This window comes from Neorhizobium galegae bv. orientalis str. HAMBI 540, assembly GCF_000731315.1.
GTDB lineage: Bacteria > Pseudomonadota > Alphaproteobacteria > Rhizobiales > Rhizobiaceae > Neorhizobium > Neorhizobium galegae.
This window is the reverse complement of record NZ_HG938353.1, coordinates 14,353-36,622: the sequence shown is the minus strand read 5'-3', so window position 1 is coordinate 36,622 and position 22,270 is coordinate 14,353. Positions and strand designations below refer to the sequence as shown.

The following is a 22,270-nucleotide window of genomic DNA, read 5'->3' as shown; positions in this document are numbered from 1 at the left end:
TCTGTACATTCACGAACGGGCAAGGGCGAAACCGGTCTGCGGTTTCGCATCGGGTCCCCGAAGATACAACGGTTTAGGGCGTTGCGCATCCGCAGGTTTTTCGGCAGCGATGCGCGCGACGACGGCAATGTCGAAGCGATCCCGCCCGTCATATTCGGCCACTCCCTTACCAAGGGAATGCTCTACCCAGGAGCCGGTCATTGCTGCCGAAAGAGACTGGGCAAGTTCCGAAGCATCCTCCGGCGAAAGCGCTGCGGGTTGGCTCAACGCCTCACCCTTGGCGGAAAACGCCTGAGTGTAGATCTCGTTGCGTTTGGCATCCATGGCAACCACGACCGGCTGGTCGGGATGTTCACCCAGAAACTTGAGCGCCAACGCCTCGAGCGTGGTCACGCCGACCGACTCGACGCCGAGCGCGAGCGCGAAACCACGGGCGGCGGCGACGCCGACGCGAATGCCGGTGAACGAGCCCGGGCCGATGACGACCGCGACGCGCTCGACGGCTTTGAGGGGAAGACTGGCGGCGGCGAGCGCTTCGTCGATGACCGACATCAGCCTTTCGGCATGGCCCTTGCCGATCGTCTCGGTGACTTCAGACAGCATTTTGCCCGCGGCGCTGTCATAGAGCGCTGCGGAGCAATCCACCCCGGCGGTATCGATGGCGAGAATAATCATTCAACGGTGCCGGCGGGCTCAGAGAGCTTCGACGGCCTGCACTTCCGGAACGAAATGCTTGAGCAGGTTCTGTACGCCATGCTTCAGCGTCGCCGTGGAAGACGGGCAACCCGAGCATGCGCCCTTCATGTTGAGGTAGACCGTGCCGTCGCGGAAACCCTTGAAGGTAATGTCGCCGCCGTCCTGGGCGACGGCCGGGCGGACGCGGGTTTCGAGCAGTTCCTTGATCGTCGCGACGATCGTTTCGTCGTCCTCGTCGAAGAACTCACCTTCCACGTCGGATGCTTCCGCAAGCGTGGACGTACCACCCATGACCGGCGCGCCGGACATGAAATGCTCCATGATGGAACCGAGGATCGCCGGCTTCAGGTGCTGCCATTCGGCGCTTTCCTTGGTGACGGTGATGAAGTCGTAACCGAAATAGACGCCGGTGACGCCGGAGATGCCGAACAGGCGCTCGGCCAGCGGAGATGCTTCCGCCTCGCCGGCATTGCGGAAATCGGCAGTGCCTTTATCCATCACGACTTTGCCAGGCAGGAACTTCAGGGTCGCCGGGTTGGGGGTGGCTTCCGTCTGAATGAACATCTCGTCTCTCCTGGGGCACGACGCCCCTCGCAAATTTAGAACTCTTCCAAAGAAGATAAGCCGTATCAGCTTTTCGTTCAAGTGCTCCTTTGCCTGCGCAAGATCAAGTCCGCAATCAGGCCAGCGCGTCGATTTCCTCGGCCGTGAGCGTGTCCGGCAGGACGGTGACGGGGATCGGGAAGGCAGCAACGGCGGACACCAGGGGTCCAGGCCCTTCCTTGGTGGAACCGGCCGCCAGCACAAGGACCGCGATATCGCGGTCTTCCTCGACCAGCAGGATAATCTGTTCGCTGGCGTTGCCTTCGCGGATGACGATTTCTGGATCGATACCGATCGTATCGCGCACCTTCTGGGCGGCCTTTGCCATCACCGCGTCCGCTTCTTCGCGGGCCTCGGCGCGCATGATCTGCTCGACGCCCAGCCATTGCTGGAAATCGCCCTCGGGAATGACGAAAAGCAGAACGAGACCCCCGTTGGAGTTCTTGGCGCGGCGTCCGGCGTAATGAACCGCCTTTTCACATTCCGGCGTGCCGTCGATGACGGCCATGAACTTGCGCCGGTGCCCTTCAAGCCGCGAAAGCCGTTTCGAAACCATGCTTCCCCTCCTTCGCATGTAGTCGACCGAAGCAGTCGTGATGCGGAACTTATACCAACCGAAAAAAATGAAAACCCGCCACGAATGCCGTGGCGGGTATGCAATCTTTGCGTGACTTGAAAGACGCCGATAATCTCAGCGCAGGAAGCCGACGATGTCGAAGACATCTCCCATGACCTTTTCGGCGCGGGCGCGGGCGCGCTCGCCGCCATCCTTGAGGATGGCATCGATATGGGTCGTGTCGTCCATCAGGCGGCGCATTTCGGACGTGATCGGCGAAAGCACGTGCACGGCGAGATCCGCAAGCGCCGGCTTGAAGACCGAGAACTGCTGGCCGCCGTATTCCGCGAGAACGTCGGCCTTGGTCCTGTCGGCAAGGGCTGCATAGATGCCGACGAGATTGTCGGCTTCCGGGCGGCCCTTGAGGCCTTCGAGTTCACTCGGCAGGCCTTCCGGATCGGTCTTGGCCTTGCGGATCTTCTTGGCGATCTCTTCGGGGTCGTCCATCAGGTTGATGCGCGACAGGTCCGAAGGATCGGATTTCGACATCTTCTTGGTTCCGTCACGCAGCGACATGACGCGCGGCGCCGGCCCGTCGATCAGCGGCTCGACCAGCGGAAAGAAGCCGTGGATCGGCTCCTCGCCGACGACCATGTCGACACCGGTGCCGGCGGCGCGGATCTTCTCCTGGAAGTCGATATTGAACTTCTGGGCGATATCGCGGGCAAGCTCAAGGTGCTGCTTCTGGTCGTCGCCGACCGGCACGTGGGTGGCGCGATAGACGAGAATGTCGGCCGCCATCAGGCTCGGATAGGCGAGCAGGCCGAGCGAGGCGTTCTCGCGATCCTTGCCGGCCTTGTCCTTGAACTGGGTCATGCGGTTCATCCAGCCGATGCGGGCGACGCAATTGAAGACCCAGGCAAGTTCCGCATGTTGCGGCACGGCCGACTGGTTGAAGACGATATGTTTCTTCGGGTCGATGCCCGAAGCGATGAAGGCAGCGGCGATCGAGCGTATCTGTCCCCGCAGGTCGTCATGGACGAGCTGGGCGGTGATCGCGTGCAGATCGACGACGCAATAGATGCAGTCGTTGTTTTCCTGCAGCGCCACGAACTTGCGGATCGCGCCGAGATAGTTGCCGAGATGGAGATTGCCGGTCGGCTGGACGCCGGAAAAGACAAGCGGCTTGAAGGTATTCATATCGTCCTCAATTAGGCTGGTGGAGGGCCCCAGACCCAAAGGGTCATGTTGCTAACGCGCGGGCTTATGCACGGCGAAGCGCGGAGGATCAAGAGGCCGCGGAAACCGCGTGTTCAATCAGATCCCAGGTGTTGCCGTAGGGATCGGCAAATACCGCCACCGAGCCGTAAACCTCGTGCCTCGGCTCTTCGAGAAACCGGACGCCCTTGGCCTTCATGGCGGCATAATCGCGGGCGAAGTCGTCGGTCTTCAGGAAGAAGCCGACCCGGCCACCGGTCTGGTTGCCAATTGCCGCTTTCTGCATGTCGGTGGCGGCCTCAGCCAACAGCAGCGCAGCTCCTTCGCCGCCCTTCGGCTTCACCACGACCCAACGCTTGCCCTCCGGCTGCACGCTGTCTTCCAGGCAATCAAAGCCGAGCACATCGCAATAGAAATCCTTCGCGCGATCGTAATCGTCGACAATCAGGGCCACGAGAAACAGCGATTGGACAGGCATGCGGAAGCTCCGAATTCGAGTGATTAAGCCACCCGCGGGTTGCCGGCCGTGGTGGCTTTGGCGGTGCGAGGAGCTCCATTCAGGAGGCCTCGCGAAACACTACAGCGACAAAAGAGCAGTCCACATATCATTCGAGGTAGGGCCGAGAAACACCTACCTCATTAGGCGTACAACTCCTAAGTCAATACGCCTAATGGGAAAATTTTTCTCCACCCATCTCCGAATAGATTAACGGATGCTAGTCTTTTAGGCAGGCAGAATCCCATTTCTGAGCAAAAGCCTCCTTATTCGCGCCCATTTTGGAAAGGAAATACCCAAGCGTATCACAGTTAACCGGTCATGAACGACACGGTCTGTTCACGGGGGATACCCATGCGCATCATATTTCGCGTCGCGCTTTCCTGCCTTTTGACGCTAGGGCTCACTGTCGCCGCCGAAGCCGGCGAAAACCAGAAACGCAGAAGCACTTCCTTCAAGCACGATTATTCAGCTTTCTTCACCGTGCAGCGGATCAGCGTTCGCACGAGTTGTTTTCCGGAAAAACTGGGGGCCATCCTTGCGCATATCGCGCGCGAGACCGGCCATAAGCCTATGGTCACGTCCGGCCATCGGCCGCATTCCGGCGGGTCTCAGCACAGTCATTGTTATGCGGCCGATATCCGGGTGCCGGGTGTGTCTGAGCGAGCGATCCTCGCCGCCGCGGCCAGCGCACCGGGTATCGGCGGCATCGGCCGCTATTGCAACGGCATCGTGCATGTGGACGTCGGACCGAAACGCCAATGGGCGTATTGCGGAGGGCGGAAACGAGGCTAGGTCTTCGGTTTCCGTTGCACGTTCCGGCGTATCATGCCGATATCGGCGCCACCGATCAGGAAGGCGCAGGCGAAATAGACGGCCATCGCCAGGACAAGCAGGCAGGCAAGTGCCGCGACCTGATGGATCAGCAGCGCATTCGGGGTCAGCCACACCCCGGCATAGCGAAGCGCAAAGATCAGCGCTGCGGACATGATACCTGTCGAGACGAGCAACAGGGCCGTGCGCTTGGCGAGCGCCCATTCCCAGGTGAGATGACCGCGCCAGACGAGCGTCGAAAACAGCAGCACGGTGTTCGTCCAGCCGGCTGCAGCCTCGGCCGTCGCAATGCCGCGCTCGGCGATCAGCGGGAAAAGCGAAATCGCCAGGCCCGAATTGATGACGACCGAGAGCATGGTGAACCGCATCGGCGTCCTTGTGTCCTCGCGGGCATAAAAACCGGGCTGCAGCGCCTTGATCAGCACGAAGCCCGGCAGGCCAATGCCGTAGATTGCGAGGATGGAGGCGACGACCGAGGTATTTTCGGCGGAGAAGGCGCCGCGCTCATAAAGCACGCGAATGATCGCGTCCGACAGGATCCAGAGCCCGGCCGCAGCCGGAAGGGTCAGGAACAGCACGAATTCGATCGAGCGGTTCTGGGTATTGGCAGCCTCCTTGAGGTGCCCGCCCTTCAAGGCACGCGCAAGTTCCGGCAGCAGCACGACGCCGACAGCGACGCCCACCACACCGAGCGGAAGCTGGTAGATGCGGTCGGCATATTGGAGGGCGGCGATCGCGCCTTCCTTGCCGGACGCGATCGCCTGGCCGATGATCTGGTTGATCTGGGTGATGCCGCCGGTCACGGCCGCCGGCACCGCCAGCACGAGGAGGCGTTTGACGTTCGGCGTCATCTTCGGGCGGCGGAAGCCGATATTGATCCCCGCATGGCGCACGCCGGCATAAACGACGGCAAGCTGCAGGAGGCCGGCCGCCAGCACGCTCCAGGAGAGATACCAGGCGATGGTCAGCGGATCCGCATGGATCCAGAGGCCGTAGAACAAGGCACCGATCATCACCACGTTCAGGAAAACCGGGGCGATGGCGGCAGCAAAGAAATGATGCAGCGAGTTCAGCATGCCGCTCAGCATCGCCGTCAGCGACATGCACATCAGATAGGGGAACATAACCGCCGCTAAGCGGATGGTGATGGCGGTCTTTTCGGGATCGTCGGCGAAGCCCGGCGCGATGATCCATTCCACCAGCCATGGCATCATCAGTTCCATGCCGATGGTGATGATCATCAGAGCCGAGAACAGAACGCCGAAGACTTCTTCCGAAAAACGCTTGGCACCCTCGACGCCGTTCGCCTCGATCTCTTTCGAAAACAGCGGCACGAAGGCGGCGTTGAAGGCGCCCTCGGCAAACAGCCGGCGGAAGAGGTTCGGGAAACGGAAGGCGGCGTAGAAAACGTCGGCCATTGGGCCGGTGCCGAGTGCCGCCGCCATGAAGGTCTCGCGAGCAAAACCGAAAATCCGGCTGCCGAGGGTCGCTCCGCCGACTGTCGCGAATTTTCGAACAAGGCTCATTGGGCGAGGCTCATCGCAGGGAACTCACACGTTTGCCTTGGACTTGCGCGGCTGCGACGCCTGATCCGGATTGGGGGCCGGCGCAATCATGCCCATCGGCATGCCGCTTCTCAGTTCATCCTCCTGCTCGGACATCACAGCCTTCAGCCGCGCCGCGATATTACCCTGGCGGTTCTCGTTCACGACCTTTTGGCCGACGAGATCGGTGACATAGAAGGTATCGATGACCTTTTCGCCGAAGGTGGTGATGCGTGCCGAATGGATGTCGAGCGAGAGATCGGCGAGCACGGCGGTGATATCTGCCAGCAGGCCGGTACGGTCGAGGCATTCCACCTCGATGACCGTGAACTTGTTCGACAGGCCGTTCGAGAGAATGACCGACGGCGGAATGGTGAAGGTCTTGTTGCGCTTGCGAGACTTGGCGCGCGTCGCGATGACTTCCGGCAGGCGCTTCTTGCCCGACAGCACGTCCTCGATCATCCGGCTGATCGTGCCGGCGCGGCGCAATTCGTCTTCGTCCACCGGGAATTCGCGGTTGATCAGAATGGTGTCGAGCGCCCGGCCGTCGGAGGTCGTGAAAATCTGCGCATCGGCGATGTTGGCGCCCGCCGCGGCGCAGGCGCCGGCGATGATCGACAGCAGGCGCGGATGGTCTGGCGCCAGGACGGTGATCTCGGTGATGGCGTGGAAACTGTCCGTCCGCACCATGGTGGCGAGCGCCTGGCCTGCCTTGTCGGTGTCGCGGAGGAACTTCGTGTGACGGACCTGGTCGTCCAGCGAGACCGACAGGAGGTAGGGCTGGTAGTGCAGTTTCGAATAGGTGCGGCGGTCCTTGGCGCTCCAGTCGGCCAGTGCCTTGAAGAGTTCCTCTTCGGCAACCTTGGCACGCTCCTTGCGCGATACCTCGGAGAAACCGCCCGAGAGCAGCAGTTCGGTCTCGTAATAGAGCGTGCGCAGCAGCTGGCCCTTCCAGCCGTTCCAGACACCCGGGCCGACGGCGCGGATATCGCAGATGGTCAGGATCAGGAGCAGCTTCAGCCGGTCCATCGACTGTACCTTTTCGGCGAAGTCGGTGATCGTCTTGCGGTCGTGCAGGTCGCGGGTCTGGGCTGTCATCGACATCAGGAGATGCACTTCGATCAGCCAGACGACGAGTTCGGTCTGCTTGGCATTGAGGCCGAGACGCGGGCAAAGCTTGCGGGCGATGCGGGCGCCGGCGATCGAGTGATCCTCCTGGCGGCCCTTGGCTACGTCGTGCAACAGCACGGCGACGTAAAGCGCCTCGCGCTCTTCGACGCTCGGCATCACCTTATTGGCGAGCGGGTGGATATCGGCGGCCTTGCCCCTGTCGACTTCCGAGAGCGCTTCGACGGAGCGGATCAGGTGCTCGTCGACGGTATAATGATGATACATGTTGAACTGCATCATCGCGACCACCTTGCCGAATTCCGGAATGAAGCGGCCGAGCACGCCCGCCTCGTTCATCCGGCGCAGCATCAGCGCGGGATCACGCCGCGAGGTCAGCATCGAGAGGAAAAGCCGGTTGGCCTCCTCGTTCTCGCGCACGTCGTTGTCGATCAGCGAGAGCGAGCGGGTCATGCGCTTCAGGGCATCGGGATGGAGTTCCAGCCCGTTGATATCGGCCACATGGAAAAAGCGGATGATATTGACCGGATCGCGCTTGAAGACGTTCGGATCGGCAAGCGTGATGCGGCCGCGGTCCACGACGAATTCCACGGTGCCGGGGATCTTGTGGAGACGCTTGGTGAAACGCGAGATGACGCGGTTGGTGAGGCCGGGTGCCGCCTTCGCCTGCTGCTCTTCGAGTGCTGCACAGAGAATGCGGGTCAGATCGCCGACATTCTTCGACACGAGGAAATAATGCTTCATGAAGCGCTCGACGGCGGAGAGGCCGGGGCGCGAGTGATAGCCAAGGCTCTCGGCAATCTCGCGCTGGATGTCGAACGAAAGACGTTCCTCGGCCTTGCCGGTCAGGAAATGCATCTGGCACCGCACCGCCCAGAGGAAGTCGTCCGCCTTTTCGAACGAGCGGGCTTCTTCGCGCGAGAGAACCCCGAGCTTCACCAGTTCGGTCGTCTCGCGGACACGGTAGTAATATTTGGCGATCCAGAAGAGGGTGTGGAGGTCACGCAGGCCGCCCTTGCCTTCCTTGACGTTCGGCTCGACCAGATACCGCGTATCGCCGGCCTTCTCGTGACGATTGTCGCGTTCGGCAAGCTTGGCGGCAATGAATTCCGGACCGGTATCGGCGACGATTTCCTTGTCGAAACGGCTCTCGAGATCGTTCACCAGCGCCTCGCGGCCGCAGATGTAGCGGCTTTCGAGGATAGCGGTGCGGATCGTCATATCCGTCTTGGAGAGACGGATGCATTCTTCAACGGTGCGGGTCGCATGGCCAACCTTGAAGCCCATATCCCACAGCACATAGAGCAGGAACTCGACTGCCTTGCGCATGGTCTCGGTATTTCGCGGAGGCAGCAGGAACAGGAGGTCGATGTCCGAACCCGGCGCCAGCGTGTCGCGGCCATAACCACCGACGGCCGCCACGGCGATATCGGTGCCCTCGGTATAGAGGCCTTCGGCGATCGTCTCGTAAAGAACGCGGATCAACTGGTCCTGGAGCCAGGAGATGCGGCGGGCGCAATTCAACCCGCTGCCGTCCTTGGAGAGAAGCTGCCGGGCCTTTTCGCGGCCCTCGACGCTTGCCCGGCGCAGCAACGGCAGAAGCGCCGCCCGCAATTCCAGCTGGGGGCGATCCTTGTCCTTGACGATCGCCCTGCAATCGGCCCGAAGACGGGCCACGTCGAGAAGTTCAGAAAAATCGATGTCGTGTCTGGCCATGTTATCCTGCCGGTGCCCGGCCTGCGGGGGAGGCTATAATCTTTTTGAGGCACCTTGACCAACGATTATCATCATCGGACGTTTCAAAGTTGTTGCTTCCCGCTTTGAAGTTCAAGGCCGTGTTTTTATCGCACCGCCGTCTTGTGCGGCCCTTGCCTCGGCTCTCCATTGCTTGGGGCTCATGCCCGTCACGCGGCGGAATTCACGATTGAAGTTGGACTTCGTCGAGAAGCCGACGTCCAGCATCACCTGGATCACCGTCCGTTCGGTCTCCCGCAGGAGGCGGCAGGCTTCGGCGATACGGCGATCGTTGACGAACTGCGAGACATTCAGCCCCGTCACACGATTGATGGCGGCAGAGACCTCGCGGGCCGGAAGCCTCGCCTTGCGGGAAAGCTTCGCAAGGCTCAGATTCTCGCTCTTGTAAAGCTCGCCCTCTTCCAGAGCCGCCTCGATGCGAGATAGCGAGATCTTATCTTCTTCCGTTGGCTCGACGGAAGGCGAAGCAGCAGTCGGTTTGGCCGACGAGAAATCTGGTGAAAAATAGTAGACGATCACCGCGGCCATCGCCGCGAGGTTCATGATCGTAACCGCCAACGGTACATCGCGTGCGCCGTAGATATTGGTATAGACGGCCAGCGCGGCATCGCTGACAGCGAAGAACAGCATCAGCCCTGCGGTCAAACGAGCAGCGCGCAACGCCGGACGAACCCGCTGCAGGGAGGCTTCGGCCATCAAGTCGTCTCCGCCCGAGACCGTCTGCCTGTAAAGCGCAACGCCGTAGCCGAAGAAGATCACCAGCAGCAGTGGATCGACAAGATCGCGGAAGAAACCAACCGCCACTGCCACGACGCAGGGCACCACGGCGTGCAACCAAGGCTGCTCTAGAGGTTTTGCGGTCAGACCGCGGAACGCCAGGAAGGCAAGCGGTGGCATGATGGACGCGGTAATCGGCAAAAAGGGCACCAATCCGTCGACTCCGTAGCCAAAACGCAGCCCGACCCCAACGCCCTGGAAGGCATAGAGCACAAGGAACGCATAGAAATAACGACGCGTTCCGGGCAGTTCGACGCCCTTCAGGCTGCGATAAAGCGTCAGCGCGAAGACGAGGCCGGCAAGAAAAGGCAAGGGAACGGACAGCACGCAGGATACCCGATGAAACGGCTTCGATCACGATCTGGAAGGCATTAGCATGTTCAGGCTGAAATGGCATGCGGATCGAGGGTCCGAAGGAGGCGATCCCCGGCGCGGTCTCTCACCTCCTAAATCGCGCACTCTGAACCCGTTGTCGAAACGTCAGGCCTTGAGCTGCTTCTTCAGCGCATAAAGCGCGTCCAGAGCCTCGCGGGGAGTCATGTCGTCCGGATTGATGGCCCTCAGCGCATCCTCGACCTTGGAGGGCCCGGCGCGCTTGGCTTCTTCGCGGCGGACTGCGACCTGGAAGAGCGGCAGGTCGTCGATCAGCTGGCTCGCAGGGTTCTTACGGTCGGAATCCTCGAGCTTGGTCAGCACGTCGCGGGCGCGGGCGACCACCGAGTCGGGAAGACCCGCCAGCCGCGCGACCTGGATGCCGTAGGAACGGTCGGCAGCGCCGGGACCGACTTCGTGCAGGAAGATCACCTCCCCATCCCATTCCTTCACCCGCATCGTGGCGTTGGAAAGCCGGTTCAGCTTCTCCGACAGTACGGTCAGCTCATGGAAATGGGTGGCGAACAGGCCGCGGCATCTGTTTGCCTCGTGCAGGTGCTCGACCGCCGCCCAGGCGATAGACAGGCCGTCGAAGGTCGCGGTGCCACGGCCGATCTCGTCGAGGATGACCAGCGAACGATCGCTCGCCTGGTTGAGGATGGCGGCCGTCTCGACCATCTCGACCATGAAGGTGGAACGGCCGCGGGCCAGATCGTCCGAAGCGCCGACGCGCGAGAAGAGCCGGTCGACGATGCCTATATGGGCGGAGACCGCAGGCACGAAGGAACCCATCTGCGCGAGGATGGCGATCAGTGCGTTCTGGCGCAGGAAGGTCGACTTACCGCCCATGTTCGGGCCGGTCAGCAGCCAGAGCGCACCGAACTCGCCGCCATTATGCGGCGAGAGATCGCAATCATTGGCGATGAACGGGCCGACGGACTGTCTGCGTAGCGCCTGTTCGACCACCGGGTGGCGACCACCTTCGATCGCGAACATGCGCGAGTCATCCACTGTCGGACGGCGATAACTCCACTCATCGGCGAGCATGGCAAGGGCCGCCGCGACGTCGATCACCGCCAGCGCGCGGGCACCGGCCTTGATCGTCTCTGCCTCCGAGGTCACGGCTGCGACCATGCTGTCGAAGGCTTCGAGCTCTATCGTCAGCGCCTTGTCAGCGGCATTGGCGATGCGGCTTTCGAGATCGGCAAGTTCCGTCGTCGTGAAGCGCATGGCGCTCGCCATGGTCTGGCGGTGGATGAAGCGTGCCTTGCCTTCAGGCGTATCGGTCATCGTCCCGGAATTGCCGGCCGTCACTTCGATGAAGTAGCCGAGGACATTGTTGTGCTTGATCTTCAGCGACTTGATGCCGGTCTCCTCGGCATATTGGAGCTGGAGCGCGGCAATCACCCGCCGCGACTGGTCGCGCAACGCTCGCACCTCGTCGAGGTCCGAATGGGCGCCATCGGCGAGGAACCCACCGTCGCGCTTCAGAAGCGGCAGTTCCCGCGCCAGCATGTTGCCGAGCATGGATTCCAGATGAAGTGGCAAAGCCTTCAGGTCGTCGAGTGCTTGCCCCAGCTCCTCGGGCAACATCGCCTTGTCGAGAAAGGCCGCGACACCGCGGGCCGCTTCCAGCCCCTGCAGGATACTGCCGAGATCACGTGGGCCGCCGCGGTCGAGCACCAGGCGCGACAGGGCGCGCGGCATATCCGGCACGTGTTTCAGCCCGGAGCGCAGCTCGCTGCAGAGCGTGGGCTCTTCCAGCAGGAAAGAGATGGAATCGAGACGCCGGTTGATGCGGTCGGGATCAGTCAGCGGCGACATCAGCCGTTCGGCGAGCAAACGAGCGCCGCCGCCGGTCACGGTGCGGTCGATCGCCTTCAGGAGCGTGCCTTCACGCTCCCCGGACAAGGTCTTGGTCAGTTCCAGATTGCCGCGGGTCGCGGGGTCGATGAACAGCGTCGAGGCGCCGCTTTCGCGTTCCGGGCGGCCGAGCGGCGGCCGTTCGGCGATCTGGGTCTTTTCCACATAGGCGACGGCGGCCGCGGCGGCGGCGAGTTCTGCACGGGAAAAATTCCCGAAACCGTCGAGCGTGCCAACACCGAAATAGCGGGTAATGCGACCCTCCGCACTGGCGCTGTCGAATAGTACGGACGGCTGCGGCACCGCGACCTTGCCGAGCACGTCGAAGACGGGTTTGAGCTCGGCATCATGAAACATCGTATCCGGCAGGATCAGTTCGCGCGGATCGATGCGCAGGATATCGGCGAGCAGCCGCGACTGATCGGTCTCGGCGAGCCGGAAGACGCCGGTCGAGATATCGATCCAGGCGAGCGCCAGAAGCGGTTCGGCGGCCCCCTTGATGCGGGCGAGCGCCATCAGGTAGTTCGACTCGAACGGTGAGAGGAGCTTCTCCTCTGTAATCGTGCCGGGTGTCACCAGCCGCACGACATCGCGTTTCACCACTGATTTCGAGCCGCGTTTCTTGGCCTCCGCCGGGTCTTCAACCTGTTCGCAGACAGCGACGCGGAAACCGAGCGAGATCAGCTTCTGCAGATAGTCGTCGGCGGCATGCACCGGCACGCCGCACATCGGGATTTCGCGGCCGAGATGCTGGCCGCGCTTGGTGAGCGTGATGCCGAGCGCGCGAGACGCATCGACCGCATCCTCGAAGAAGAGCTCGTAAAAATCGCCCATCCGATAGAAGAGCAGCGAACCCGGATTATTCGCCTTGATCTCGATATATTGCTCCATCATCGGCGTTGCCGAGGCGCGGCTTTCCTCCGAGGCAAGCTCGGCAGTATTCAGGGCGTCGATGGGGAATCTTTCAAACTGGGTCACGGAACCGATTTTTTGTTGCGCGCTGGAACTTGCGACACTATCGATGAAGACACCTGAAAGACAACATCTGCCGCGGCCTAGAGGACGGCTGCCCACAAAAAGCTGGAGGAGACATGCCTGCTAAGGACAAGGCCACGGAGAAGGCCGCACGTTCGCGCGCTTCCGTAACCGAACAGGAAGCACTCGATTTCCATTCGGAAGGCCGCCCCGGTAAACTCGAAATCAATCCCACCAAGCCGATGGCGACCCAGCGCGACCTGTCGCTTGCCTATTCGCCGGGCGTTGCCGTGCCGGTCTTGGCAATCGCCGCAAATCCGGCAACCGCCTATGACTACACCACGCGCGGCAACATGGTGGCCGTCATCTCCAACGGCACGGCGATCCTCGGTCTCGGCAATCTTGGGGCGCTCGCCTCGAAACCGGTGATGGAAGGCAAGGCCGTGCTGTTCAAGCGCTTCGCCGACGTCGACGCGATCGACCTTGAGGTCGATACGGAAAACGTCGACGAATTCATCAACTGCGTGCGCTTCCTCGGCCCTTCCTTTGGCGGCATCAACCTCGAGGACATCAAGGCGCCGGAGTGCTTCATCATCGAAAGCCGCCTGCGCGAGTTGATGGACATCCCGGTTTTCCATGACGACCAGCACGGCACGGCGATCATCGCCGCCGCTGGCCTGATCAACGCATTGGAACTGACCGGCCGGGACCTCAAGACTACCAAGCTCGTCTGCAACGGCGCCGGCGCCGCGGCAATCGCCTGCGTCGAACTCATCAAGGCGATGGGCTTCAGCTCGGAAAATATCATCCTGGTCGACACCAAGGGCGTCATCTACCAGGGCCGCACCGAAGGCATGAACCAGTGGAAGTCCGCCCATGCGGTGAACACCACCAAGCGGACCCTCGCCGAGGCCATGAAGGACGCGGACGTCGTGTTAGGCCTTTCTCAGAAGGGGGCCTTTACCGAAGAGATGATCCGCTCGATGGCGGACAGGCCGATCATCTTCGCGATGGCCAATCCCGATCCGGAAATTACCCCGGAAGAGGTCGCCCGCATTCGCGACGACGCAATCATGGCGACCGGACGTTCGGACTATCCAAACCAGGTCAACAACGTCCTCGGTTTCCCCTATATCTTTCGCGGCGCGCTCGACGTCCGGGCAAGCCAGATCAACGATGCGATGAAGATCGCCGCCGTCAATGCGCTCGCCAATCTCGCCCGCGAAGACGTGCCGGACGATGTCGCCGCCGCTTACCAGGGCAACCGTCCCCGCTTCGGTGCACAATACATCATCCCCGTTCCGTTCGACCCGCGCCTCATCTCCGCGATCCCGGTTGCCGTCGCGGAAGCGGCGATGGAAAGCGGCGTCGCCCGCAAGAACATTGCCGACCTGGCCGCCTATGGACGCGAACTTTCCGCCCGTCGTGATCCGATTGCCGCGACGACGCAGGGTATCTACGAACGCGTTCGCCGCTTTCCGAAGCGGGTTGTCTTCGCCGAGGCCGAAGAAGAGCAGGTCATGCGCGCGGCGATTTCCTTCACCACCCAGAAGCTCGGCACTGCCATTCTTCTCGGCCGCGACGACGTTATCCGCGCCACGGCGGAAAAGGCGGGGATCGACCTCGACCGCACCGGCGTCGAAATCGTCAACGCGCGTCTTTCCAACCGGCTCGATGCCTATATCGATCATCTCTACGCTCGCTTGCAGCGCGAAGGCTTCCTCTATCGCGACGTCCAGCGCCTGATCCACAACGATCGTAACCATTTCGCCGCGACCATGGTCGCCATCGGAGATGCGGATGCGATGGTGACCGGCACGACCCGCAATTATGCGACGGCGCTTCAGGACGTCCGCCGCTGCATCGATCCGAAGCCGGGGCACAAGGTGATCGGGGTATCGCTGGTGATCTCACGCGGCCGGACGATCTTCGTCGCCGATACCGCCGTCCACGATATGCCGAATGCTGAGGATCTCGCCGATATCGCGGTCGAAGCCGCGCGCGTCGCAAAGCGCATGGGTTACGAGCCTCGCGTCGCGATGCTTGCTTATTCCACCTTCGGGCAGCCGATCGGCGAACGTTCAGAGCGGGTTCGCGAGGCGGTCAAGATCCTCGACCAGCGTCGCGTGGATTTCGAATATGACGGCGAGATGGCGGCGGACGTGGCGCTCAACCCGCATCGGATGGAGCAATATCCGTTCAGCCGGCTCTCGGGAACAGCCAACGTGCTCGTCATGCCGGCGATCCACTCGGCCTCGATCTCGACCCGCATGCTGCAGGAACTCGGCGCTTCGACCGTGATCGGTCCGCTGCTCGTCGGCCTCGACAAATCGGTACAGATCACCTCGATGGGTGCAAAGGACAGCGATATCGTCAACATGGCAGCAATCGCCGCTTACAACGCTGGGACGTAAGTGGTTTTCTTGCAATCAACCTCCGAGCGGACTAAGTTTAGTGAACTCAGTCCACTCGGAGGTTTGCTTGTGAAAACTATCAACATTCATGAAGCCAAAACCCATCTGTCGCGCCTCGTCGAAGAGGCAGCAAACGGCGAAGCTTTCGTCATCGCCAAGGCCGGTAAGCCGACGGTGAAGGTCGTACCTCTGGAAGAAGAGCCGAAGAAGAAGCGGAGAATCGGCGATCTTGACGGTCAATTTTTCATTCCCGACGATCTGGACAAGGGAATGGACAAGGAGATCGAGGACCTGTTTTACGGCAACCATAGCCAAATACAGCGGCCCGATCCGGTTCGTCCGATAGACGAGGAGCGTTTCGAGAAACGTCGTTAGCTCGCGAACCGTCCCGCGTCAGCGCCGAAGTGGCTGATGTAGCGGTCGGAGATCGAGGCGATCGGCAGGACAATCAGCACGTCGGTGGTGTTGAAAGCGTGGTCGATGACCGCGCCGTCGCCTACCATGGCGCCGAGGCGCAGATAGCCCTTGATCAGCGGCGGCAGCAAGGAAAGCGCCTTGCGGGTGTTCACGTCCTCCATTGGCATCAGGTCCATCGGGCGATAGAGTTCCGGCAGTGCCGAAACCGCCCAATCGCCCTTGGTCGAGACCGTATGGTGCAGGAAAGACAGCGCCATGGCGTGTTCTTCGGGCGAAACGCCCGGGAAGGACGCGCAGCCGAACATGGCGTTCATGCCGTGCTTCAGCGAATAGGCCCAATTGCCCTGCCAGAGCAATTCGACGGTGCGCTTGGTGCGGTAGTCCGGCAGTACGCAGGAGCGGCCGAGCTCCATGAACTGTTTGTCGGGATGACGCGCAAGCAGCGGCTCGATGTCGAATTCCGACGCCGAATAGAAGCCGTTATTGGCTAACGCCACTTCCTGGCGCAGCAGGCGGTAAGTGCCGACGATCTGGTCTTCAATGTCACCCTCGATTGCGTTGTCGACGACCAGAAGGTGGTCGCAGATCGCATCAAAGGCATCGACATCGCGGCGGCGGCGCATGGCGTCGGGGCTGAGTGTCGCGTGCATTTCTTCAACGAAGACGCGATAGCGAACCGCCTGCGCGGCATCGATTTCACGCTCGCTGCGGGCAAGCCGAGTTTCGAGCGTGCCAATGCGGCCGAAGACATCGCCGCTTACCGGAGCAGAGGCCGGCGCCTGGTTTGTTTCAGGTATCACTTCACGGTTCAGGAGTTCGATTGCCAAGGTGATTCTCCCCGTCCCGGTTTGATCACCGCCTTAAATCACTTCTCTGCGACAAGAACGTGACATCCATTGTCATAATAGGTTCCAGGAATGGTCGCGTCAACGCGCCTGTTGGCGCTCGGTGGAGAGAACTCCCAAAATTCGGACCTCCTCCAGCAGCGTCAGCGGATCGACCGGCTTTGCGAAGACGCGGCTGGCCCCGTTCAGAAGCGCCTCGCGATGTGTCGCCTCACGGCTTTCGCCCGTCAGCACGATCACCGGAACCAGAGACCGAACGCCGTTCTGCTCCTCGCCACGCAGTGCCGCCAGGAGATTGAAAACATCTCCTCCAGGCATGTACATGTCGGAAATGATAAGATCGAGCGGCGTGTCCCGGTTGAGTACCGCCTCGATCAGTGTGGGGAAATCACCGACGAGACGGACGCGATGCCCGGCCTTTGTCAGAACCGAGCGGATGATCAGCGCATTGACGGGATCGTCCTCGCCGAGCAGCACGTCGAGCCCTTCGCCATGCTTTTCGATGACGGGCGGCGCCGGCATGGCCTGGTTGTCATTCAGCGCGTCGCGTGTGCCGAAACCGCGCAGGCGGCCGCTTAAGACATCGATCAGGGATTTTTCCCGAAGCGGCCGGATGAGCCACGCGTCGAAGAAATCCTGAGGCTGGGAAGCGCGTTCCTCTGGATTGACGAGCAGGATGCGATGAAGCGGCGCATGCGCCTTTTCATTGGCATAATCGGAGGCAAGCCGGTGATCGACGATCAGGTCGGTATAGGGCAGCGGCCCAGTCTCTGCTCGGTCGATCAGCATCTGCGCGTCGGCCGTGTTGGCGACGTGCCGGCAGCGGCCGCCAAGCGTTTCGATCGTCGCGACCGTCGCCTTCGCGGCTGGCCCTTCCGGCGCCAGAAGCAGAACGCGCGACATCGCGAGCAATTGGTTGCGTTGGCCTGTGCCCGATTGCGCCGTTTCCGCGAAATGCAAGGGGAAGCGGATGGTGAACGTGCTGCCGACCCCCTTCTGGCTGGCGACGGAAAGCGATCCGCCGAACTCCGCCAGGATTCGGGAGGCAATACCTAGACCGAGACCGGTGCCGCCGCTGCGTGCCTCCGCGGAGCCTGCCTGCTCGAACTCACCGAAAACTTGGCTCAGTTCCTCCGGCGCCATGCCGGGACCGGTATCGATGACTGCGATAGCGACATTGCCGTCATCGACCGCAGCCTGCACCAGTACGCCGCCATGGGCGGTGAATTTCACGGCATTGCCGATGACGTTGAAAAGCACTTGCCGGATACGTCCCGGATCGAAATCGAGGAGGTCGGGCAGATCAGCGGCCACCGTCGCGGCGATCTCGATCCGTTTCTCGTGGGCGCGTGGCGCCAGCATCTCGACGACGTTTTCGATGAGATGACGGAGATTTTCCGCCCGGTTGTTGAGCCGGAAACGGCCGGCTTCCAGCGTCGAATAGTCGAGGAGATCCTCGACGAGCTGCGCCAGGGCATAACCGGACTGGCGAATGCCACTTAGATAGTTCTGCTGTTCCGCAGTCAGCTTGGTCTGGCCGAGAAGATGGGTCATGCCGAGAATGCCGTTGAGCGGCGTGCGGATTTCATGGACGACGGTGGCGATCTGCCGGGATTTCGCAGCGCTGGCCGCCTCGGCATTCTTCAAGGCGTGCTGAAGCCTGGGAACCGTGCGCTGGCGGCGCCACTCGGAGATCCGGGAAAAGAGCGAGGCAAATACACTGCGTGGTGCACGTTTCTCCTCACCCGGCTGCACGCCAAAAGCGGGCACGACCTTTTCGACCACGGGTTCGGCCATGCCGGCCGCCGGGGAAGACCCGAACGCCTTGGAGATACGTTCATGTATGTCGGCGATATCTCGCATTGGGAAAGACTAACGAGGTTTCTTTCCCAATCCTTAGAGCAATCAGGTAAAATTTTACTGATCGACCTTTTTCGGCCCGACCAGCTCGTCGAGGATCACCAGGCCTGCCCCGATGGTGATGAAACTGTCCGCCAGGTTGAAGACCGCGAAGGACCAGGTCTCGGTGTGGAACAGGACGTAGTCGATCACATGGCCATAGGCGAAACCATCGATCAGGTTGCCGACCGCGCCGGCGATGATCAACGTGAACCCGGCATGGGCGAAAGGCCGCTCCTTCGGGGTGCGGCGCCAGAGCCAGAGCACGAATGCGACGATCAGCACCCGCATGCCGACGATGAATTCCCGCTCCATGCCGGACAGAAGGGAAAAGGCGACGCCGAGATTATAGGTACGGTAGAGCGCCAAAAGCGGCAGCAGCGGCACCGCTTCCTGCATCGGAAGATAATTCTCGACGGCGATCTTCACCACCTGATCGAGGACGACCGCGACGACGATGACGATCAGAGCCACTAGTGGCCGCGAAAGAAGGGCTACGCGTCCGGTCATTTCTTGTCGTCCAAGGTCAGCAGATGGCGGCGGGCCTCGAAGAGCATCACGGCGGATGCGACGGCGAGGTTGAGCGAGTCCGCCCTGCCCTGCTGGGGAATGCGAACGGTGCGATCGGCAGCCTTAGCAAGATTGTCCGGCAGGCCAGACTGCTCGTTGCCCATCAGCAGCACGACCGGCTTTTTCGAATAATCCACGGTGCGATAGTCGACGGCGCCGGCGAGATGGGTCGCCACGACCTGGGTGCCGGAGCGCTTCTGCCAGCTCAGGAATTCTTCCGCCGAACATTTGACAACCGGCACCGCGAAGACCGAACCCATGGTGGCACGCACGGTTTCCAGCGAAAACGGGTCGGTGCATTCGCCGACCAGGATCACCCCGGTGGCGCCTGCGGCATCGGCGGTGCGGATAATGGTGCCAAGATTGCCGGGGTCGCGCACGCGGTCGAGCGCCACCAGCGTCTCGTCCCTGCCCGGCCTCAGATCGTCGAGTTTCTTCCAGCGCTGCTCGAAAATGCCGACCACCATCTGCGGATTGTCGCGGCGGGTGACCGACGAGAGCACCTTCTCGCTGACCTCCAGCACCAGCCCGCCATGGGCGACCGTCTTGGCCGCCACCTGCTCGACAAGCGCCTTGCCCTTGGCCGCCTTGGCATAGACCAGCGTGCGGATTTCCCAGCCCAGCTCCAGTGCGTCGATGACGAGCTTCAGGCCCTCGGCCATGAAGGTGCCGCTCTCTTCGCGGTCCCTCTTGTTGGTGAGCGCCTTGATGTCCTTGATGATCGGATTGGAAAGCGAAGTGACTTCCTTCACATGGCCGACCCGTCGTGGTCCGGATTTCTGAAAATCGTCGGTCATGCCGGCACCCAGCGACTGAAAAGAGATGTGGAAAGCGCGCGGCCCGGCGTCTTGCCGTCCAGCCCCGCCTCACGGATGACGAGCTCGCCCGATTCCACGACGCCGCCGGCGCCGCGCATCGTCTCGCGCATCAGTTCATGGATGGAGTAGAAGCTGGCGCGGATGGAATAAGCGGTCAGCACCAGGCCGATCGCCTTCGAGGACAGCAGTTCGCGGCAGATGTCGAGCATCAGCGGCAAATGATCGAAAAGCTGCCAGACTTCACCATTCGGACCCCGGCCGAATTTCGGCGGATCAGTGAGGATGATGTCGTAGCGGTTGCCGCGACGCTCCTCGCGCAGGATGAACTTCATGGCGTCCTCGCAGATCCAGCGGATCGGCGCCTTGTCGAGGCGTGCGAGCGACTGGTTCTCGCGCGCCCAGCCGATCGCCTTTTTGGAGGCATCCACATGGGTAACTTCGGCGCCGGCAGCTGCCGCGACCAGCGAGGCAACGCCCGTATAACCGAAGAGGTTCAGCACCTTCACCGGGCGTTTCGCCTCCTCGATGCGGTTCTTCATCCACTCCCAGTGAACGATCTGCTCCGGGAAGACGCCGACATGGCGGAAGGACGTGAAGCGGCCGAGGAAATCGGTGCCGAGCAGCGACAACGGCCAGGTTTCGCCAAGAGCTTCCCTGGTGAAGCGCCAGCGACCCATGCCGTCCTCATCCGTATCGCCGGTGAAGAGTGCATCCGCCTTTTCCCAGACGTGGCCGGCAAGCGACGGCTGCCAGAGCGCCTGGGCTTCCGGCCGGACGATGCGGTAGGGGCCGTATTGCTCGAGTTTCAGCCCGTTGCCGCTGTCGACCAGGTGAAAATCACCGGCACCGGACGATTCGAGAATGATCGGCACGCGCTCAGGCGGCCGCTCGCCGCTGCGCGGCAAAAGCGGGCGGGTTTCCGCCGGTGCTGCGGCCGGCGCGGGTTTCGCGGCCCTTTCCTGCAGCCGCGGGACCTGCTTGACTGCCGCTGGTTTTGCGGCGGCGTACCCGCGGGAGGACCTGTTGCCGGCATCGCTCCGGGCTTTTTCACCCGGCCGCCTTTCCTTGTTCTTCAATACGTTCATCCGCTTGGATTTTTGAGACTTGGGCAGCAGATAGCATTTGCCGGCCATTCTTCAAAGCCGGGGAGCCGATGGCGGCGTGTTTTATTGAAGCCCCGGCATGTCCGCCTTTTGTCCCCCTTGGCAAAGATCATCGCCCTTGCAATAAGTCTAGCAACGGTGGACGGAGGATCATCACATGGATATGGGCGGCGAAGAACGTATTGCAGCACCTCGCGAGGTGGTCTGGGCGGCGTTGAACGACCCGGAAATCCTTCGCCAATGCATCCCCGGTTGCCAGACGCTCGAACAAAAGTCTCCAACCGAGCTTTCCGCAACCGTCAAGCTGAAGGTCGGCCCGGTCTCGGCGAGCTTTTCCGGCGAGGTGACCCTCTCCGACATCAACCCACCGGTGAGCTACACGATCTCAGGCGAAGGCAAGGGCGGTATCGCAGGTTTCGCCAAGGGTTCCGCCACCGTCACGCTGGTTGACGACGGCAGCGACACGCTGCTTCGTTACTCCACCAAGGCTCAGGTGGGCGGCAAGATCGCGCAGCTCGGCTCACGACTGATCGATTCGACCTCGCAGAAGCTCGCCGGCCAGTTTTTTGCGGATTTCAACAAGGCCGTCGTAGCCAAGGCCGCGCAAGCCTGATTTACTTTGCCTGAATTCATTTCGAAGGAAGTTGCGCCGAGGCAGGCCGTCCAGCGACGGCCGCCTTATGCTCGTTCTGCCATCGGACCGCTTCGCGCGCTTCGACGCGAGCCTGTTTGCGGTGCTTGCCCTGGCTCCACCAGGTCACGAACGAGCCGATGAACAAGCCGACCAGCAAGGCCAGGAACAGAAACAGGAAGAAGGGTGCGCTGACCGCCAACATGCCGTCTTCAGGCCGGAAGGGGTTCAGCGCCAGGGTGACCATCTGGCGATTCGCGACTGCGAGCACGATCAGCACGATGCCGAGCGGCACGAAGACCACGAGCGAGACGATCCTTTTGAACTTATCCATCTGAATCTCCGGCAGCAGACTGCCTGCTGTTTACCAGCATCTGTTGCAGAATAGGCGCGCTTTGTGGGGTTTCAAGGGCGGCGAAAGCCGCGCCCGAAGGATCAATCCTCTTCGTCGTCCAGACCCGGATTCAAGCGCTCGCGCAGTTCCTTGCCTGTTTTGAAGAAAGGAACCCATTTCTCCTCGACAAAGACGCTCTCGCCGGTGCGCGGGTTGCGACCGGACCGGGAGGGACGATTTTTCACAGAAAACGCGCCGAAGCCTCGCAGTTCGACACGATTTCCGCCTGCCAGGGCATCTGTGATCTCGTCGAGCACGGCATTGACGATGTTCTCGACGTCGCGGTGGTAGAGATGCGGATTGCGAGCCGCAACGATCTGCACCAGTTCTGACTTGATCACGGTTGCCCCCTGAAAAGTTTA

20 protein-coding genes are annotated in these 22,270 nt (G+C 61.6%); 4 read left to right on the top strand and 16 right to left on the bottom strand.

The window, feature by feature from the left end; genetic code table 11:
- Window positions 1-9: 9 nt before the first annotated feature.
- From tsaB to RG540_RS00160, 5 genes are all read right to left on the bottom strand, one after another.
- Window positions 10-675, bottom strand: a complete 666-nt coding sequence (gene tsaB / locus RG540_RS00180) for a tRNA (adenosine(37)-N6)-threonylcarbamoyltransferase complex dimerization subunit type 1 TsaB (protein ID WP_038583400.1) — start codon at window positions 673-675, stop codon at window positions 10-12.
- A gap of 18 nt (window positions 676-693) precedes the next feature.
- Window positions 694-1,260: a NifU family protein gene (locus RG540_RS00175; RefSeq protein ID WP_038583397.1), complete on the bottom strand. Its 567-nt coding sequence runs from the start codon at window positions 1,258-1,260 to the stop codon at window positions 694-696.
- A 115-nt stretch (window positions 1,261-1,375) separates the two neighbouring features.
- Complete coding sequence (locus RG540_RS00170; protein WP_038583394.1) at window positions 1,376-1,855, bottom strand: universal stress protein; 480 nt, start codon at window positions 1,853-1,855, stop codon at window positions 1,376-1,378.
- Window positions 1,856-1,990: 135 nt separating this feature from the next.
- A complete protein-coding gene (gene trpS / locus RG540_RS00165) occupies window positions 1,991-3,055 on the bottom strand; it encodes a tryptophan--tRNA ligase (RefSeq protein WP_038583391.1) in 1,065 nt (354 codons plus the stop codon).
- A gap of 88 nt (window positions 3,056-3,143) precedes the next feature.
- Window positions 3,144-3,551, bottom strand: a complete 408-nt coding sequence (locus RG540_RS00160; protein WP_038583388.1) for a VOC family protein — start codon at window positions 3,549-3,551, stop codon at window positions 3,144-3,146.
- 372 nt (window positions 3,552-3,923) lie between these two features.
- Between RG540_RS00160 and RG540_RS00155 the strand changes: the two genes are divergently transcribed.
- Window positions 3,924-4,364, top strand: coding sequence for a DUF882 domain-containing protein (locus RG540_RS00155; RefSeq protein WP_038583386.1), 441 nt, complete (start codon window positions 3,924-3,926; stop codon window positions 4,362-4,364).
- Here RG540_RS00155 and murJ read toward each other — a convergent pair.
- From murJ to mutS, 4 genes are all read right to left on the bottom strand, one after another.
- On the bottom strand, window positions 4,361-5,929 hold the full coding sequence (gene murJ / locus RG540_RS00150) for a murein biosynthesis integral membrane protein MurJ (RefSeq protein WP_038583383.1): 1,569 nt from the start codon (window positions 5,927-5,929) through the stop codon (window positions 4,361-4,363). The two genes, RG540_RS00155 and murJ, sit on opposite strands and share 4 nt — an antisense overlap.
- A 24-nt stretch (window positions 5,930-5,953) precedes the next feature.
- Window positions 5,954-8,791, bottom strand: a complete 2,838-nt coding sequence (locus RG540_RS00145; protein WP_038583380.1) for a [protein-PII] uridylyltransferase — start codon at window positions 8,789-8,791, stop codon at window positions 5,954-5,956.
- Between the two features lie 111 nt (window positions 8,792-8,902).
- A complete protein-coding gene (locus RG540_RS00140; RefSeq protein WP_046599588.1) occupies window positions 8,903-9,934 on the bottom strand; it encodes a helix-turn-helix domain-containing protein in 1,032 nt (343 codons plus the stop codon).
- 153 nt (window positions 9,935-10,087) lie between these two features.
- Window positions 10,088-12,736, bottom strand: a complete 2,649-nt coding sequence (gene mutS / locus RG540_RS00135; protein WP_244446704.1) for a DNA mismatch repair protein MutS — start codon at window positions 12,734-12,736, stop codon at window positions 10,088-10,090.
- A 197-nt stretch (window positions 12,737-12,933) separates the two neighbouring features.
- Between mutS and RG540_RS00130 the strand changes: the two genes are divergently transcribed.
- Both RG540_RS00130 and RG540_RS00125 read left to right on the top strand, forming a co-directional pair.
- Window positions 12,934-15,231: an NADP-dependent malic enzyme gene (locus RG540_RS00130; RefSeq protein ID WP_038583376.1), complete on the top strand. Its 2,298-nt coding sequence runs from the start codon at window positions 12,934-12,936 to the stop codon at window positions 15,229-15,231.
- Window positions 15,232-15,300: 69 nt separating this feature from the next.
- Window positions 15,301-15,606 (top strand): type II toxin-antitoxin system Phd/YefM family antitoxin, encoded by a 306-nt coding sequence (locus tag RG540_RS00125; protein WP_080724831.1) that lies wholly within the window; start codon window positions 15,301-15,303, stop codon window positions 15,604-15,606.
- Here RG540_RS00125 and RG540_RS00120 read toward each other — a convergent pair.
- The 5 genes from RG540_RS00120 to RG540_RS00100 form a co-directional block, all read right to left on the bottom strand.
- Window positions 15,603-16,475, bottom strand: a complete 873-nt coding sequence (locus RG540_RS00120) for a GNAT family N-acetyltransferase (protein ID WP_038583373.1) — start codon at window positions 16,473-16,475, stop codon at window positions 15,603-15,605. The two genes, RG540_RS00125 and RG540_RS00120, sit on opposite strands and share 4 nt — an antisense overlap.
- Window positions 16,476-16,574: 99 nt before the next feature.
- Complete coding sequence (locus RG540_RS00115) at window positions 16,575-18,290, bottom strand: hybrid sensor histidine kinase/response regulator (protein WP_162182792.1); 1,716 nt, start codon at window positions 18,288-18,290, stop codon at window positions 16,575-16,577.
- Window positions 18,291-18,410: 120 nt separating this feature from the next.
- On the bottom strand, window positions 18,411-18,902 hold the full coding sequence (gene lspA / locus RG540_RS00110) for a signal peptidase II (protein ID WP_038583370.1): 492 nt from the start codon (window positions 18,900-18,902) through the stop codon (window positions 18,411-18,413).
- On the bottom strand, window positions 18,899-19,759 hold the full coding sequence (locus RG540_RS00105; RefSeq protein WP_038583368.1) for a TrmH family RNA methyltransferase: 861 nt from the start codon (window positions 19,757-19,759) through the stop codon (window positions 18,899-18,901). Before RG540_RS00105 ends, lspA begins: the two co-directional genes overlap by 4 nt.
- On the bottom strand, window positions 19,756-20,865 hold the full coding sequence (locus tag RG540_RS00100) for a class I SAM-dependent methyltransferase (protein WP_038592713.1): 1,110 nt from the start codon (window positions 20,863-20,865) through the stop codon (window positions 19,756-19,758). Before RG540_RS00100 ends, RG540_RS00105 begins: the two co-directional genes overlap by 4 nt.
- Window positions 20,866-21,040: 175 nt before the next feature.
- Here RG540_RS00100 and RG540_RS00095 point away from each other — a divergent pair, with 175 nt between their 5' ends.
- Window positions 21,041-21,496, top strand: coding sequence for an SRPBCC family protein (locus RG540_RS00095; protein ID WP_038583366.1), 456 nt, complete (start codon window positions 21,041-21,043; stop codon window positions 21,494-21,496).
- 16 nt (window positions 21,497-21,512) lie between these two features.
- Here RG540_RS00095 and RG540_RS00090 read toward each other — a convergent pair whose 3' ends face one another.
- Both RG540_RS00090 and RG540_RS00085 read right to left on the bottom strand, forming a co-directional pair.
- Entirely contained in the window at window positions 21,513-21,848 is a 336-nt protein-coding gene (locus tag RG540_RS00090; RefSeq protein WP_038583363.1) for a lipopolysaccharide assembly protein LapA domain-containing protein, read from the bottom strand.
- A gap of 101 nt (window positions 21,849-21,949) precedes the next feature.
- Window positions 21,950-22,249 carry an integration host factor subunit beta gene (locus tag RG540_RS00085; RefSeq protein WP_007759833.1) on the bottom strand — a complete coding sequence of 100 codons (300 nt, stop codon included), beginning with the start codon at window positions 22,247-22,249 and terminating at the stop codon, window positions 21,950-21,952.
- Window positions 22,250-22,270: the final 21 nt, after the last annotated feature.

Bases quoted from the DNA above. Each gene is read 5' to 3' on its own strand.
- RG540_RS00175 (WP_038583397.1), bottom strand. From the start codon at position 1,260: ATGTTCATTCAGACGGAAGCCACCCCCAACCCGGCGACCCTGAAGTTC.
- trpS (WP_038583391.1), bottom strand. From the start codon at position 3,055: ATGAATACCTTCAAGCCGCTTGTCTTTTCCGGCGTCCAGCCGACCGGC.
- mutS (WP_244446704.1), bottom strand. From the start codon at position 12,736: ATGATGGAGCAATATATCGAGATCAAGGCGAATAATCCGGGTTCGCTG.
- RG540_RS00170 (WP_038583394.1), bottom strand. From the start codon at position 1,855: ATGGTTTCGAAACGGCTTTCGCGGCTTGAAGGGCACCGGCGCAAGTTC.
- RG540_RS00155 (WP_038583386.1), top strand. From the start codon at position 3,924: ATGCGCATCATATTTCGCGTCGCGCTTTCCTGCCTTTTGACGCTAGGG.
- murJ (WP_038583383.1), bottom strand. From the start codon at position 5,929: ATGAGCCTTGTTCGAAAATTCGCGACAGTCGGCGGAGCGACCCTCGGC.
- RG540_RS00100 (WP_038592713.1), bottom strand. From the start codon at position 20,865: ATGAACGTATTGAAGAACAAGGAAAGGCGGCCGGGTGAAAAAGCCCGG.
- RG540_RS00130 (WP_038583376.1), top strand. From the start codon at position 12,934: ATGCCTGCTAAGGACAAGGCCACGGAGAAGGCCGCACGTTCGCGCGCT.
- RG540_RS00115 (WP_162182792.1), bottom strand. From the start codon at position 18,290: ATGGCCGAACCCGTGGTCGAAAAGGTCGTGCCCGCTTTTGGCGTGCAG.
- tsaB (WP_038583400.1), bottom strand. From the start codon at position 675: ATGATTATTCTCGCCATCGATACCGCCGGGGTGGATTGCTCCGCAGCG.
- RG540_RS00145 (WP_038583380.1), bottom strand. From the start codon at position 8,791: ATGGCCAGACACGACATCGATTTTTCTGAACTTCTCGACGTGGCCCGT.
- RG540_RS00090 (WP_038583363.1), bottom strand. From the start codon at position 21,848: ATGGATAAGTTCAAAAGGATCGTCTCGCTCGTGGTCTTCGTGCCGCTC.
- RG540_RS00095 (WP_038583366.1), top strand. From the start codon at position 21,041: ATGGATATGGGCGGCGAAGAACGTATTGCAGCACCTCGCGAGGTGGTC.
- RG540_RS00105 (WP_038583368.1), bottom strand. From the start codon at position 19,759: ATGACCGACGATTTTCAGAAATCCGGACCACGACGGGTCGGCCATGTG.
- RG540_RS00160 (WP_038583388.1), bottom strand. From the start codon at position 3,551: ATGCCTGTCCAATCGCTGTTTCTCGTGGCCCTGATTGTCGACGATTAC.
- lspA (WP_038583370.1), bottom strand. From the start codon at position 18,902: ATGACCGGACGCGTAGCCCTTCTTTCGCGGCCACTAGTGGCTCTGATC.